Consider the following 14,199-nt stretch of genomic DNA (forward strand, 5'->3'; position numbering starts at 1 on the left):
ATGAGCCCAGGGACAGCAAAAGGCGGGCCAAGAGCTCGCCGGACGGGGCCGTCTCACCCGATTGGGCGAAGCGCCCGGGCCACCGGAGCCCCTAATCTGGCTGGTAAGTCAGACTCACCAGAACTACGGAACCCTCATGGCGAACAGCACTTCTTCCGACCGTCCCTCCGTCCTGCAGGCCTTTTCGGGCCTGTCCCACGACGAGATGGAAATCCTGGCCCAGGCCGATCGCTTCGGCCAGAACGAGCTGTACCCCCTGGCACAGCGCATGGACGACGAGGAATGGTGGCCCAGCGAGATCTTCCCCAAGATCGGCGCCACCGGTTACTTCGGCATCACCGCCCCCGAGCAATACGGCGGCTCGGGCATGGACGTGTTCACCTCCGGCCTGATCCTGCAGGCCTTCTCGCGCTGGAACCACGCCCTGGCCCTGGCCTGGGTGGCGCACGAGAACCTGTGCATGAACAACATCCTGGCCAATGCCAACGAGACCCAGCGCCAGAAGTACCTGCCGGGCCTGAACAGCGGCAAGCTGATCGGCGCCCTTGGCCTGACCGAGCCGGGTGCCGGCTCCGACGCCATCGGGTCCATGCGCACCACCGCGCGCCGCGAGGGCGACTTCTACGTCCTCAACGGCCGCAAGATCTACATCACCAACGGCCCGGTGGCCGACGTGCTGCTGGTCTACGCCAAGACCGACAAGGAAAAGGGCAACCAGGGTGTCTCGGCCTTCATCGTCGAGAAGGACGCCCCCGGCTTCAAGGTCGCCCAGAAGCTGATCAAGATGGGCTTCCGTGGCTCTCAGACCGCCGAGCTGGTGTTCGACGAGTGCAAGGTGCCGGCTGCCAACCTGGTGGGCGAGGAGAACAAGGGCGTGCGCGTGGTCATGTCCGGCCTGGACCTGGAGCGCGCCATGATCTCGCCGATCAACCTGGGCATCGCCGAGCGCGCACTGGCGCTGTCGCTGGACTACGCCAAGCAGCGCAAGCAGTTCGGCCAGTCCATCTCCAATTTCCAGATGGTGCAGTCGATGCTGGCGGAGATGTACACCTGGGTGGAGTCCATGCGCCTGTACACCTACCAGGTGCTGCGCGCCGCCAACACGGTGGGCGAGGGCGAGGGCGGGCGCGGCGACATCCACAAGCTCACCGCCGCCGGCGTGATGTACACCGCCGAGACGCTCAACAAGGTGCTCAACCACGCCGTGCAGATCCACGGCGGCAGCGGCTACATCTGGGAGTCCGAGATCAACCGCCTGTACCGCTCGATCAAGCTGCTGGAGATCGGCGCCGGTACCACCGAAGTGCGCAAGATGATCATTGCCCAGGAACTGCTCCGGTCCTGAGGATACGAATAAACCTACTCCGCAGCCCGAGCTTGCATCTCCGGTGCTCGCCATACTTCAGTACGGCTCCGCTCCTCGATCCAAGCTCGGGCTGCTCGCTAGGGTTTCTTCGCATCCTCAAGGGCGTGTGAAGACCAAGAGCAAACAGCTGAAGACACGAGTGCAGGAAGGTCATGACTGTTGATGTAGAAGCCCTCAACGACCCCGAGACCCTCTGGAACGCGGAGACGGTCTACCGCTCCGACCTGTTCAAGGGCAAGGTCGCCCTGGTGTCCGGCGGCGGCAGCGGTATCGGCCGCGCCGTGGCGCTGCTGTTCGCGCGCCTGGGGGCCACGCTGGTGATCTGCGGCCGCACGGCCGAGAAGCTGGAGAAGGTGGCGGCCTTCGTGCGGGGCAAGGGCGGCACCGTGCTGGTGGTGCCCACCAACGTGCGCGAGCCGGAGCAGGTGGAGGCGCTGTACCAGCACATCCACGCCGAGTATGGCCGCCTGGACTACGTGGTCAACAATGCCGGAGGCCAGTTCCCCCAGAACGCCATCGACTACGCCCCCAAGGGCTGGGCGGCGGTGATCAACAACAACCTCAACGGTAGCTGGTACATGATGCAGCGCGCCGCGCAGTACTGGCGCGACGTGAAGACTCCCGGCTCCATCGTCAACATCGTGGTGGTGACCGAGCGCGGCATGCCGGGCGTGGCCCATACCGTGGCGGCGCGCGCCGGCATTATCGGTGCCTCACGCACCGTGGCGGTGGAGTGGGCGCCGCTGGGCATCCGCGTCAACTGCGTGGCACCGGGCCTGACGGCCACCGAAGGGCTGGAGGTCTACCCGCCCGAGGCGCAGAAGGAGTTCCCCCTGGCCAACCCGCTGAAGAGGCCGGGTACGCCCATGGAGATCGCCGAATCCTGCATCTACCTCTCGGCGTCCTCGGGCAGCTTCATCACCGGCGAAGTGCTGACGGTGGATGGCGGTGGCAAGCTCTGGGGCGAGCTCTGGACCGCCGGCCGGCCGGACTACTACCGCCAGGGCTGACCCGCAGTTCATCCAGACGGGGTACGTCCAGTCATTGGACATCATGCAAATCTAACCGGCACAAGAATTCCGGTTTCGCTACAATGTTGCAGTGCAGCATGACGAGGCCCGGAACCACCGGGAGAGGTGCGCGATGAAGTACGGATTCCTGCTGGCCGTGGGTTTGCTCCTGAGTCTGCCGGCCCAGGCCGCCAAGGATGCCCACGAGGTCTTCGCCTGCATGAAGGCGAATATCCCGCAGACCCTGCGCATCCAGGAGATCCAGCTCGACGCCACCGACCGCAGCGGCGGCGTGCGCAGCCTGCGCGGCAAGGTCTACGCCAAGCGCGAAGACGGCCTGGTCCGCGTCATGCTGCGCGTGTCCGAGCCGGCCAACGTTGCCGGTGCTGCCTACCTGGTGCGCGAGACCGGCCAGCGCGAGGACGACATGTACGTCTTCCTGCCGGCGGTAAACCGCGTGCGCCACGTCACCGGCAACTTCGCCAACGGCGCCCTGCTGGGCACCGACTTCTCCTACGTTGAGATCAAGCTAGTCCAGAACGCCTTCACCGGCGCCGCTGGCAGCCTGGAAGCACCCGAGAAGATCGACGGCCGCGGCACCGACGTGGTCACCATCAAGTCGCCCAGCGGCGACAAGGCCGCCTACAGCCAGGTGAAGATCTGGGTGGACCAGCAGACCTGCGTCGCGCTCAAGGCCGAGTTCTTCAACGGCGGCGCGCCGGTGAAGCGCCTGACCGCTCCGGCCAGCAGTCTCAAGCAGACCGGCAAGCTCTGGTATGCCTCCGCCATGGAGATGCGCGACCTGAAGGAAGGCACCTTCACCACGCTGAACATCACCGGCGTGAGCAGCGACGTGAAGCTGGGCAACAAGCCTTTCGACCCGAATTCGTTCCATATCGGGCGCTGATTCACCCTGGCTGCTTCAGGCTGGTTTTCACCGGCCTGAAGCGGGTTCCTCAAGCCGCCAGTGCCTGCTCCACCATGAACAGCCGGTCCTGCCCCCAGTAGAGTTGTCCGTTGACCACGAAGGTCGGCGCGCCGAAGGCGCCGCGAGCCAGGGCCTCGTCGGTGTTGGCGCGCAGCGCCGCCTTGGCCTCGTCGCTGGCGGCCAGCACCATCATCGCCGCCGGATCGAATCCGGCCCGCTGCAGCACGCCCGCCACCACTTGCGGCTTGCTGAAGTCCTGCGCATCCACCCACATCGCGGTGTAGATCGCGCGGTTGAAATCCTCGAAGCGCCGCGGCTCGCGCAGTTGCATGCCCGCCGCCGCCCGCATCAGTTCCAGGCCGTTGAAGGGGAAGAAGGGGTTGATCGTCAGCGGCACGCCCCAGTGCTTTGCCCAACGGTTCAGGTCGGCGAACATGAATTTGGCCTTGGCCGGGATCGTCACCGGCGAGGCGTTGCCGGTGGCCTTGAACACGGCGCCAAGCAGGAAGGGCTTGTACACCAGCGTGGCGCCCTGCTCCGCGCAGATGCGCGCGATCTGCGTCCAGGCGAGATAGGCGGCGGGGCTGCCGAAGTCGTAGTAGAAGTCGACGGACTTGGTCATGAGAGTGCTCTCACCAGGTTTCCATGTAGGGACGCAGGTCCAGTTCGAAGGTCCAGGCGTCGCGCGGCTGCGCATGCAGCTGCCAGTAGCTCTCGGCGATGTGCTCGGGCTTGAGGATGCCTTGCTTGGGCATGCGCTCGGCGTAGGCCTTGGGGAAGTTGTCGCGGATGAAGTCGGTGTCCACCATGCCGTCGATCACCACGTGGCCCACATGCACGCCCTTGGGCCCTAGCTCGCGCGCCATGCTCTGGGCCAGCGCGCGCAGTGCGTGCTTGGCGCCGGAGAAGGCCGCGAAGCCGGCCGCGCCGCGCATGCTGGCGGTGGCGCCGGTGAACAGGATCGTGCCGCGCCCGCGCCTTACCATCCGCTGGGCCGCCTCGCGGCCGTTGAGGAAGCCGGCGAAGCAGGCCATCTCCCAGATCTTGAAGTACTTGCGCGCCGTCTCGTCGAGGATCGAGGACGGCACGTTGGCACCGACGTTGAACACCAGCACCTCCACGGGGCCGATGTCGCGCTCGATCTGTTCGAACAGCGCCGTGACTTCCTCCTCCTTGCGGGCGTCGGTGCCGAAGGCCTGGGCGCGGCCGCCAGAGGCGACGATCTGCGCCACCAGGGGCTGCAGCTTGTCGGCGCTGCGGCGCACGACGCAGGCGACGTAGCCCTCGCGGGCGAAGCGGCGGGCGATGGCCGCGCCGTTGCCGTCGCCGGCACCGATCACGAGGGCGACGCGGGGCGAATCGGTCATGGCGGCTCCGGGAGGGGGTGTGGGCCGACAGTAAGTTCTAAAAAAGAACCTGTCAAACCACGGTGCCGTAAAGGATCAGGCGCGCTTTTTTCGGCGGCCGACCGCGTCGGCCAGCACCAGTCCGGGGCCGGGTAGGGGCGTGATCTCGTGCGCGTGGACGGCTTTACCGCAGTCCGGACAGCTGAGTTGCGGCGTCACGGTGTGGCCGCAAGGCTCGTGCCGGTAGAGCACAGGCGGACCCTTGCCCTCGTCCATGAAGGCATCGCCCCAGGCGGCCATCGAGATCAGCACCGGGTAGAGTTGCCGGCCCTTGGAGGTCAAGCGGTATTCGTAACGCGGCGGCGATTCCTGGTAGGGCGTGCGCGTCAGGATGCCCTCGTCGACCAGGCGCTTGAGGCGGCCGGCGAGCAGGTGGCGCGTGATGCCGAGGTTGGACTGGAAGTCCTCGAAGCGGCGGATGCGCAGGAAGGCGTTGCGCAGGATCAGGATCGTCCAGCGGTCGCCGATCACCGAGGCGGTGCGCGCGACCGAACAGGACAGGCTGCCGACTTCGCTCCATTTCATGGCGGTCAGTATAGGCCGATCCGCGTTCCTTTCGGGAACCCACGCCTTTCGTCGGCAGGATTTGTTGTGCAGACAGGGGCTTGGAGGGGTGTCGCCGAGTGGTCCTTGACGGCATTTGTGGCGGAACTTAGGCTTAATGTGTCAGTCAACAATGTCACAGTAACCAAGATTCCCGAGGCTCCCAGCATGAAAGCCAAGAAAGCCGTCCAGCCGACCCGTCGCGACCTCACGTTCAATCCGCCCGCGGAACACATCCACGACTGGCTCGACGGCGGCGTGCACTTCACGCACCTGATGAACACCATGTCCCTGGTCATCCCGGTGGGCGAACGCTTCTTCATCGACGCCGTGCGTCACTACCGTGACCAGATCACCGATCCGGAACTCAAGAAGGCCGCCACTGCCTTCATCGGCCAGGAGGCCATGCACGGCCGCGAGCACGACGAGTACAACGAGCTGATGCACCAGCGCGTGAAGGGCTCCAAGGAATTCGAGGACAGCGTCACTGCGCTGCTCAACTGGGGCAAGAAGAACCTGCCGGCGTCCTCACGTCTGTCCGCCACCATCGCGCTGGAGCATCTCACTGCGATCATGGCCGACGGCTTCCTGACCTCGGAGTACATGAACGAGAAGTCCGAGAAGCACTACGGCGCGCTGTGGAAGTGGCATGCGCTGGAAGAGACCGAGCACAAGGGCGTGCCCTACGATATCTATGAGCAGGTGGTGGGCACCGGCCCGCGTGCCTATGCCGAGCGCACCTTGACCCTGGTGATCGCCACCGCGATCTTCTGGGGCAAGGTCATCCCCGCACATCTGTCGTTCGTGCGCGCCGAGGGCAAGCTGACCGATCTCAAGGGCTGGCGCGAGTTCTACCGTGTGGGCTTCGGCGAGGTGGGCTTCCTGCGCAAGATGATTCGTCCCTGGTTCAGCTATTTCAAGCCGGGCTTCCATCCCTGGGATCACGACAACAGCCACTTCCTGGAGGAAGTGGAAGGTCACTCCGCCCCCTGGATCACCAAGCGCAAGGTGCCGGCCGCGGCCTGAGCGCAAGCGAAGATAGCCGCTTCAATGTAGGAGCCAGCAAGCTGGCTCCTACATTTTTGGGGCATCCCTACGGTCCCGGCGTCAGCCGGTACTGGCTGGTGGCCAGCACGTCGATCGTCCCCAGGTCCAGGAAGCGGCCGACGCTGGCCATCATCCGGTCCAGGTTGCGCTGGAACTTCTCCGCATCGCCCACGGCGTCGAAGAAGGCCTGGGGATCGGTCATCGCCTCGGGAGGAAAGCACTCCTCCACGACGGCGTCATAGGGCCGTGCGCCCGGCGTGAGTGCACGCACCACCACGTTCTGGCGATACTCGAAGGTGGACTGGGTCTCGATGGCCACCGGCGTGTGCGTGTCATGCCAGACCGCCAGCCATTCGGCGTAGGGCAGGCGCTCCGGCTTCTTCAGTAGCGCGATCTGCGCGAAACCATGGGTGCGCAGGCCGGGCGTGGGCGCATGGCGCTTGTTGCGCAGCGGCTGCGACTCGGTGACGAGGTAGGCGTCATGGCGCGCCGTTGCCGCGCCGATCAGTGCATCGATCGGACGGCGGTGTAGCGCGATGGCGCTGTCCACCCAGATCTGTAGCAGGGCATCGGGTAGCGGCGCATGGGCGACCTGGCGGATGCCGGCGGCGGGAGCCACGTCGGCATCGTCGATGTTCAGTTGCAGGTGGTGCACGCCGGCCTGCTGCAACTGCGCGGCGAGCGGTCCACGCCAGGCGGTCGCGAAGTCCGCCGTCGCCTGGCCCTCGGGCTTCCACAGCGTGTAGATGAGCTTCTCCATGCGTCTCCTCCTGTTCAGCCTGCGCGCAGCGAATCCAGCGATACCACCCGGCAGCGTGGCTGCGGGTGCTCGCGGGCGTCGACCCAGCGCAGCAGCATGCCGCCGCGGTCGTGCCCGTCGGTATCGAGGTAGTTGGCCACGCCCGGATTCTCGGCGGCGATCACCAGCGTGACGCTGCCGTCGGCATTGCGCCGGGCGGCGTGGTGGTTGATGGCCACCGGGCGGTGCAGGGCATCCAGTGACTCCAGCCACCAGTTGGCCAGCTGGAAATTCCAGTAGGCACAGTCCGGCACCTCGGTGTCGATCACCAGGGCCTCGCCCGGGGCAAGCTGCCAGTAGCCGTGGTAGTAGCAGATCTTCGGATCGCCGCCGACACGCATGGCGGCCTCGGCGTAGGGTGCGGCCGCCAGCTGGTTGGGATGCGCCGCGACCATCTCGGTCCAGTCCGCCACCAGCTTGAAGGTGCCCTGCACGAAGCCGGCCGCGCGCTGCAGGCCGGTCGCGAGCGTGGCCGCGTCCAGCGGGCGCGGGGCCTGCGGTGCGCCGATGCGCTCGATATGGAAGCTGCCGGGTGCTTCGCGGGCACGGTCGAAGAACGTCTCGCGCACGATCAGCATCGAGGAGTCGTCCGCCATCGGCAGCCAGTTGCCAGGGTTGGGTTGACGGCTGGCGACGATCTCGAAACTCCCGTCGGCCTCGAACTGCATCTGCGAGGCCTCCAGTTCGCCGGTGGAGGCCATGGTGCCGTCCACCGCGTAGCGGTTGGCCTTGGTGCCGAAGGACAGGTAGGGCGCCTCGCCACGGCGGCCGCTGATGCGGTACTCGCGGTCGCCCGCGATGGTGGCATTGGCGTAGCGGTTGTCGGGGTTGGGCAGGAAGACCTTGATGGTGTCGTCCGATGCCGCGTAGAACTGCGGGAAGTCCGGATCGCCGAACTCCAGCATCATCTGCAGGCCCAGCCGCGTGTAGCGGCTCAGGCAGCGCCAGGCCTCGGCACGATCCAGCTCCGTGGCCGGCGCGTCCGGCCGCAGGGCGATCCGCCCTGCGGCCTTCAGCGCGTCGCAGAAATCGACCCAGGCCTGACCCTGGTCCTGTTGAACGGGAGGGGCGGCCGGGGTCATGTCCGCCTCAGGGCATGTACATGCCGCCGTTGGCGTCCAGCGCAGCGCCGGTGACGGCGCTGGCGTAGTCGGACACCAGGAACAGCGCGGCACGCGCGCACTCGTCGTCGGTGGGCATGCGGCCCAGCGGGATATTCTGCGCCACGCCCTGCACCAGCTGCTCCACCGGGATGCCCAGTTCCTTGGCCTGCCACTCCATGTAGCCCTGCACCGGCGCGCCCCACATCCAGCCCATGTGGATGGTGTTCACGCGGATGCCGTACGGACCCAGCTCCTTGGCCAGCCACTTGGAGGAGTTGGCCAGCGCGGCTTTGGAGGCGGCGTAGCCGGCTTCGCCCAGCGGCGGGATGGCGCGCACCGCCATGGTGTTGATCATGACCACGGCGCCGGACTTCTGGCTCTTCATCTGCGGGATCACGGCCTGCGTCAGCTTCAGCGTGCCGAACAGGTTGGTCTGCATCACCTCGTTCCAGGTGTCGAGGTTGGCGCTGGAGGCGTAGTCCATGTCGCCATGGAAGAACGCGCTGTTGACCAGAGCATCGACGCGACCGAAGGCCTTGGCAGCGGCAGCGGCCAGCGCGTCGCACTGCTCGCGGCTGGTGATGTCGCAGACCTGCTTCACGACCTTGGTCGACACGCCCAATGCCTTGATGCGCTTCTCCGCGTCGTCCAGCTTCTCGGCGGAGCGGGCGGCGACGACGACGCCGGCGGCACCCTCGCGGGCGGCCTCGACGGCGAGCTTCACACCCAGGCCGGGGCCGATGCCGGAAACGATGACGATCTTGTCCTTCAGTAGCATGTTTTTCTCCTCGTGGTTTCTGAATGGCTGGCCGCGGTTCAGGCGGCGGAATCGATATAGGCGGCGCGGTAGTCCGCGAAGTCGCGCTTGAGCTGCGCCTCGGACAGGCCGAAATCCTCCGCCTTGTATTCATGCGCGCCGCGGCTGTCGCGGCGGTTCTGCTCCATCCAGCGCTGCATGGAGGTCTCGGCCTCGTCGGTCAGAGGCAAGCCGGCGAAGCCGTAGATCGCTTTCACCACCTCGAAGGGCTGCTTCACCGTATCGATGAAGCGCACATCGAGGAAAGTGCCCGGCTGGTCGTGGCCGCGGCGGACGTCCTGGGTGTGGTGGAAGGCACGCGCCATCAGCGTGCTCCACTCCTGGCCGGCGGCCACCGGGCTTGCGTCGGCGCCGTAGATGCACCACAGGGTGTGGATGAAGCTGGCGATGGACGGGATGGTGTCCACCGGGTCGCGGTGGGTCTGGATGACCTTGGCGCCGGGGAACTCGCGTAGCAGCAGGCGCATGCGCAGCAGATGGTGCGGCGCCTTGAGCACCCAGCGGCTGGCGACCACGCCGCGCTGGCGCTTCTGCCATTGCAGGAACTTGAGCACGCGCTTGAGGTAGTCGTAGGCCGGCTTCTCGTCGATGGAGTGCAGCCAGTCCATGTACGACGGCACGTGAACATAGGCATTGAACGCAGCCATGAAGGAGTGCTCCATCAGCATCACCTCCTCGTCGGCCTGGTCGGCATCCATCGGGTGCATCGACATCAGCTTGGGCATGGCCTCGACCATCACCGCGACTTCACCGCGGGCACGCTCGATGCGCTGCGACGGGTCCGACACCGCCTCGCCGGGGAAGGGTACCGGGTAGCGCGACTCCCACCAGGGCATCGAGTACAGGTGCGGATCGGCCGCTAGCACGCGCTGCAGCAGCGTGGTGCCGGTGCGCGGCAGGCCCACGATCACGATCGGCGCCTGAATCTGCTCGTCCTCGATCTCCGGGTGCCGCTTGAAGAACTGCTCGATGCGCAGGCGGTTGACCAGCAGCTCCACGAACTTGCCGTGCAGCAGCTGGCGGCCCAGGTCGGAGAGATTGGCTTCGCGTTCCAGCGAGTCGCACAGCACCTCCAGCGCCTTGCGGAAGGACGGATCGCCGAAGTCGGTGAGCCCGCCGGATTGTGCGGTGGCGGCAGCCAGCAGGGCCGGCGGGTCGAAGCGGAGTTCTGCGGTCATGGATCAGCCCTTGAGGTCTGCAACGCGCACCACGCGCGTCTCTGGGTGGATGTGTTCCTTGGCGCCGACCCATCGCAGGCACATGGTGCCGCGGCGGTGGCCGGTGGTTTCCAGCCAGTTGGGGCGGCCGGGGTCGCGCTGGCTCAGCACGATGGTCACGCCGCCATCGGCATCGTGCTGCGCGCTGTACTTGTTCACGTGAATCTTGTGGTAGCGGTAGTCCAGCGACTCCATCCACCAGTTGTTGATCTGCAGGTTCCAGAAGCGGCAATCCGGGATGCGCGGCAGGTGGATCACCAGCGCCTGGTCCTCGTCCAGTTCCCAGGCCGAATGGTAGTAGAAGATATTGGGGTCGCCGCCGGTGCGCTGGCAGACCAGCTGGTTGGCGGGCGGCAGCTGGTTGACGTGGGGCAGGTAGCCCTGCGCCCAGTCGGCGAACACGCGCGCCGTGCCTTCGGTGAAGGCGGCGGCGTTGCGCAGGCCGGCCTGCAGTTGGGTGGCCGACAGCGGCCTGGGCTGGGCATCCGCGCCCAGGCGCGAGATGCGCATGGTAGCGGCGCGCTCATTGGGGCGGTCGTTGAAGGTCTGGCGAACCACGATCGAGTTGCTCTCCGGCTCGATACGCAGCCAGTTGCCCGGGCGCTGCTCGGCCGACAGCACGATCTCGAAGCGGCCGTCGGCGTCCAGCTGCAGGTCCTTGGCCTCGATGAAGCCGGTCTGCTCCATCAGGCCGTTGGTCTCGTAGCCACCCTTCTGCGTGCCGAAGGACAGGTAGGGTACGGTGCCGCGTTCGCCGCGGATCACGTACTCGTTGCGGCCGTTGATGCGCGCGAACAGGTAGTGGTTGTCCGGGTTGTCGGCGCCGATCTTGCCGGTCTCATGCGAGGGCAGGAAGAAGCCGGGGAAGTCCGGGTCGGCGAACTCCAGGTGCATCTCCAGCCCGATGCGCAGCAGGCGCGTCAGGTAGCGCCAGCCCTCGGCGCGGTCCAGCTCGCTGGCGGCTGCCTCCGGGCGCAGGATCTGCTGCCCGGCGCGCTTCAAGGTGTCGCAAAATTCATCCCAGGCCTGGCCGCTGATGACCGCGCCGGCGGGATCCTGTGCTGCCGTCATGGGCTGCTCCTCAGTGACGCTCAGGATTGATGGATAAGGAAAGTCCCTTAATCTAGGCGTCCGCACGGGCTCCAATCCTCGTCCGGGTGGAGGAGGATCGAGGTGCGATTAGCCTTAACATGCTCCCGGCCTGGATTAAGGCCATATCCTTAGATCATGAAATCCGCCTCGGCCACCGCCCTGCGCGTCCGCCCCCAGGCGGCGCGCACCCCGCAGAGCATCGCCACCCGCGCCAAGCTGGTGGCGATCGCGGAGCGCCTGTTCGCCGAGCGCGGCATCGAGGGGGTGTCGCTGAGCGACATCAACAAGGCCGCCGGGCAGCGCAACAAGAACGCCACCCACTACCATTTCGGCAGCAAGCAGGGCCTGCTGCAGGCGATCCTGGACAAGCACATCCATGGCGTCTCGGCGCGGCGCAACCAGTTGCTGGACGAGTTCGAGGGGCAGGGGGCGGTGGGCCTGCCGCAGGTGGTACGGGCCTTCGTCTACCCGGTGGCGGAGAAGCTGTTCGACACCGATGGCGGGCATCACTTCATCCGCTTCCAGGCCCAGCTGGTGGCCATGCTGACCCTGGACGTGCACCAGCTGCACGCCTCGGCCCTGAAGATCGCCCCGGTGGAGCGCCTGACCTCCGCCCTGCGGGATGCCACCCCGCACCTGGCGCCGCCGCTGATGCGCCAGCGCGCCATGCTGGCCACGGTGCTGCTGTTCGACGGTCTGGCCGACCACTCCCGCATGCTGGAGCAGGCCGACCTGCCCAGCCCCCAGATCGACACCGAGCTATTCATCCGCAACCTGGAAGACTGCATAATCGCGCTCTTCTCGGCCCCCGTATCCCCAGCGACCGCGGAGCGCCTGGCCGCCGCCAGCGCCGCCCTGCCGGGGTCCCACCTCAAGTGAAAGCGAAACATGACTGAACAGAAAGCGACCAACGTCCACTGGCACCACGGCCAGGTTTCCCGCGAAGACCGCAACAAGCTGCTGGGTCACAAGGGTGCCACCCTGTGGTTCACCGGCCTGTCCGGCAGCGGCAAGAGCACGGTGGCCGTGGCGCTGGAGAACGCGCTGACCGCGCGCGGCGCGCTGTGCTACCGCCTGGACGGCGACAACATCCGCCTGGGCATCAACAAGAACCTGGGCTTCTCGGCGGCCGACCGCACCGAGAACATCCGCCGCGTGGGCGAGGTGGCCAAGCTGTTCGTGGACGTGGGCGTGATCGCGCTGTCGAGCTTCATCAGCCCCTACCGCGCCGACCGCCAGCTGGCCCGCGAGACCCACGAGAAGGACAGCCTGCCATTCATCGAGGTCTTCGTCGACGTGCCGCTGGACGAGGCGGAGAAGCGCGACCCCAAGGGCCTGTACAAGAAGGCCCGTGCCGGCGAGATCAAGAATTTCACGGGCATTGACGATCCCTATGAAGCGCCGGAGAACGCGGAGATCCACCTGCGCACCGACCAGCTGACGCTGGAGCAGGAAGTCGAGGTGCTGCTGAAGGAACTGGAGAAGCGGGGCATCATCCCGGCCAAGTAAGCTGAATGCGTTGAAGAGAAAGCCCCGTGACTGCGGGGCTTTTTTGTTTCCGCTCTGATCGCACGGTAGTTGCAGAAAGCGGGATGCGCTTCACTTCGCCTGGAGGCGCCTACTTCTGGTCCCGCCCTTGTCTCTGCGGAATTCTTGATGAGCGCGAGCGAATGCTTTTGATGTACCGGGTTCCCTTCCAGTAGCGCCTGCCTGGGGGCCGAGTGCAGGGTCGAGCCGGACAGGATGTCCGGCCGAGGGGCCTCAGGCCATGGATGGCCTGTGGGCCCGACCCGTCGCACTCGTCCACCAGGCAGGTTGCCCCGCTTCAGCGGGGCCGCGGATGGCAGGGTACGTTTTCTTTTGGGTACTTTTCTTTGTCGTACAACAAAGAAAAGTACCTCGCCCTTAGGCGAAATAAACCTCCAAAGAACCACCTCTCCTGACCGGCGTAGTCGCCGGCACCACCGGCAAGCTGCAGGTCGTGCCTCGATACACCGCTACGCGGCACTCGGCATGAACGGTTCGGTTAGGTAAGTCGAAGACAACAAGGCCGCCCGAAGGCGGCCTTGTTCATGCAGCGCGCAGCTCAGATCCCAAACCCGCCCGACACATTGATCTTCTGCCCCGTCACGTAGCTGGCGGTGGCCAGGTACACGGCGGCGCGGCCGATGTCCTCGGGCTTGCCCCAGCGCTTGAGGCACAGCAGCTTCTGGGTTTCGTCGATCCACTTCTGGTCGAACACGCCGCGCTTGAGCAGTTCCAGGAACATGCCGGCTTCGATCACGCCCACCAGCACCGAGTTGGCGCGGATATTGTTCTTGCCTTCCTCCTTGGCGATGCCGGTGATCAGCGCCTCGTTGGCCGCTTTCGGGGCCACCGAGAGGCCGTCCTTGGCGGGCCACCAGGCGTGGCCGGCAGAGCCCAAGTGAACGTAGGAGCCGCCGCCACTGGTGCGCAGGTGCTCCACGGTGGCCTTGAAGGCGTTGAAGAAGCCGTGGGCTTCGATGTTGATCGACTTCTGCCACAGCTCCAGCGACGTGTCGGCCAGGTGGACCTGCTCCACGACCGGGCCGGCGGCCCAGACCACGGTGTGGATGCGGCCGTGCTCCTTGATCGCGGCGGCCACGGCGGCCTCGATCTGCTTGGGGTCGGTCACGTCGGCAGCGTGGATGCTGCACTTGCGGCCCATGGCCCCGATCTCGCCCGCCACGCGCTCGGCGACTTCCTTCTTCGCGCGGTAGACCACCGCCACGTCGGAGCCGGAGGCGGCAAAGGTGGTGGCCACGCCCTGGCCGATGCCGCCGCTCCCGCCGAACACCAGCGTCGCGCCCTTGGGGAAATCGTTGTTCTGCATGGCCATCCTTGAATGAA

Annotated in this window: 15 protein-coding genes; 6 read left to right on the plus strand and 9 right to left on the minus strand. The window is 66.3% G+C overall.

What is annotated here, in order from left to right:
* Window positions 1–136 precede the first annotated feature (136 nt).
* From QT386_RS05615 to QT386_RS05625, 3 genes are all read left to right on the plus strand, one after another.
* Window positions 137–1,345 (plus strand): acyl-CoA dehydrogenase family protein, encoded by a 1,209-nt coding sequence (locus tag QT386_RS05615; RefSeq protein WP_289272762.1) that lies wholly within the window; start codon window positions 137–139, stop codon window positions 1,343–1,345.
* 173 nt (window positions 1,346–1,518) lie between these two features.
* Entirely contained in the window at window positions 1,519–2,376 is an 858-nt protein-coding gene (locus tag QT386_RS05620; protein WP_289272763.1) for an SDR family NAD(P)-dependent oxidoreductase, read from the plus strand.
* A gap of 133 nt (window positions 2,377–2,509) precedes the next feature.
* Window positions 2,510–3,283, plus strand: a complete 774-nt coding sequence (locus QT386_RS05625; RefSeq protein ID WP_289272764.1) for an outer membrane lipoprotein-sorting protein — start codon at window positions 2,510–2,512, stop codon at window positions 3,281–3,283.
* Between the two features lie 49 nt (window positions 3,284–3,332).
* Here the strand turns inward: QT386_RS05625 and QT386_RS05630 are convergent, their stop codons facing one another.
* From QT386_RS05630 to QT386_RS05640, 3 genes are all read right to left on the minus strand, one after another.
* Window positions 3,333–3,926 carry a 2-hydroxychromene-2-carboxylate isomerase gene (locus QT386_RS05630; protein WP_289272765.1) on the minus strand — a complete coding sequence of 198 codons (594 nt, stop codon included), beginning with the start codon at window positions 3,924–3,926 and terminating at the stop codon, window positions 3,333–3,335.
* 10 nt (window positions 3,927–3,936) lie between these two features.
* On the minus strand, window positions 3,937–4,671 hold the full coding sequence (locus tag QT386_RS05635) for an SDR family oxidoreductase (protein WP_289272766.1): 735 nt from the start codon (window positions 4,669–4,671) through the stop codon (window positions 3,937–3,939).
* 75 nt (window positions 4,672–4,746) lie between these two features.
* The gene (locus QT386_RS05640) at window positions 4,747–5,235 is read right to left on the minus strand and encodes a helix-turn-helix domain-containing protein (RefSeq protein ID WP_289272767.1); all 489 of its coding nucleotides are present in this window, start codon (window positions 5,233–5,235) and stop codon (window positions 4,747–4,749) included.
* A gap of 186 nt (window positions 5,236–5,421) precedes the next feature.
* On the opposite strand from QT386_RS05640, the gene QT386_RS05645 reads away from it, so the two are divergent.
* A complete protein-coding gene (locus QT386_RS05645; protein WP_289272768.1) occupies window positions 5,422–6,279 on the plus strand; it encodes a metal-dependent hydrolase in 858 nt (285 codons plus the stop codon).
* Between the two features lie 67 nt (window positions 6,280–6,346).
* Here the strand turns inward: QT386_RS05645 and QT386_RS05650 are convergent, their stop codons facing one another.
* The 5 genes from QT386_RS05650 to QT386_RS05670 are packed head-to-tail and all read right to left on the minus strand — an operon-like array spanning window position 6,347 to window position 11,307.
* A complete protein-coding gene (locus QT386_RS05650; protein ID WP_289272769.1) occupies window positions 6,347–7,060 on the minus strand; it encodes an EthD domain-containing protein in 714 nt (237 codons plus the stop codon).
* Between the two features lie 14 nt (window positions 7,061–7,074).
* Window positions 7,075–8,181: a DUF1214 domain-containing protein gene (locus tag QT386_RS05655; RefSeq protein WP_289272770.1), complete on the minus strand. Its 1,107-nt coding sequence runs from the start codon at window positions 8,179–8,181 to the stop codon at window positions 7,075–7,077.
* Window positions 8,182–8,188: 7 nt separating this feature from the next.
* Window positions 8,189–8,980: an SDR family oxidoreductase gene (locus QT386_RS05660; RefSeq protein ID WP_289272771.1), complete on the minus strand. Its 792-nt coding sequence runs from the start codon at window positions 8,978–8,980 to the stop codon at window positions 8,189–8,191.
* Between the two features lie 38 nt (window positions 8,981–9,018).
* Entirely contained in the window at window positions 9,019–10,197 is a 1,179-nt protein-coding gene (locus tag QT386_RS05665; protein ID WP_289272772.1) for a sulfotransferase, read from the minus strand.
* A 3-nt stretch (window positions 10,198–10,200) separates the two neighbouring features.
* On the minus strand, window positions 10,201–11,307 hold the full coding sequence (locus QT386_RS05670) for a DUF1214 domain-containing protein (protein ID WP_289272773.1): 1,107 nt from the start codon (window positions 11,305–11,307) through the stop codon (window positions 10,201–10,203).
* 156 nt (window positions 11,308–11,463) lie between these two features.
* On the opposite strand from QT386_RS05670, the gene QT386_RS05675 reads away from it, so the two are divergent.
* Window positions 11,464–12,207 (plus strand): TetR/AcrR family transcriptional regulator, encoded by a 744-nt coding sequence (locus QT386_RS05675; RefSeq protein ID WP_289272774.1) that lies wholly within the window; start codon window positions 11,464–11,466, stop codon window positions 12,205–12,207.
* Window positions 12,208–12,216: 9 nt separating this feature from the next.
* Window positions 12,217–12,837 (plus strand): adenylyl-sulfate kinase, encoded by a 621-nt coding sequence (gene cysC / locus QT386_RS05680; protein ID WP_289272775.1) that lies wholly within the window; start codon window positions 12,217–12,219, stop codon window positions 12,835–12,837.
* Window positions 12,838–13,414: 577 nt separating this feature from the next.
* Here cysC and QT386_RS05685 read toward each other — a convergent pair.
* Entirely contained in the window at window positions 13,415–14,182 is a 768-nt protein-coding gene (locus tag QT386_RS05685; protein ID WP_289272776.1) for an SDR family NAD(P)-dependent oxidoreductase, read from the minus strand.
* Window positions 14,183–14,199 lie beyond the last annotated feature (17 nt).

Origin of the sequence: Solimonas sp. SE-A11, from assembly GCF_030345715.1 — a bacterium.
In the GTDB taxonomy this organism is placed as follows: Bacteria; Pseudomonadota; Gammaproteobacteria; order Nevskiales; family Nevskiaceae; genus Solimonas_A.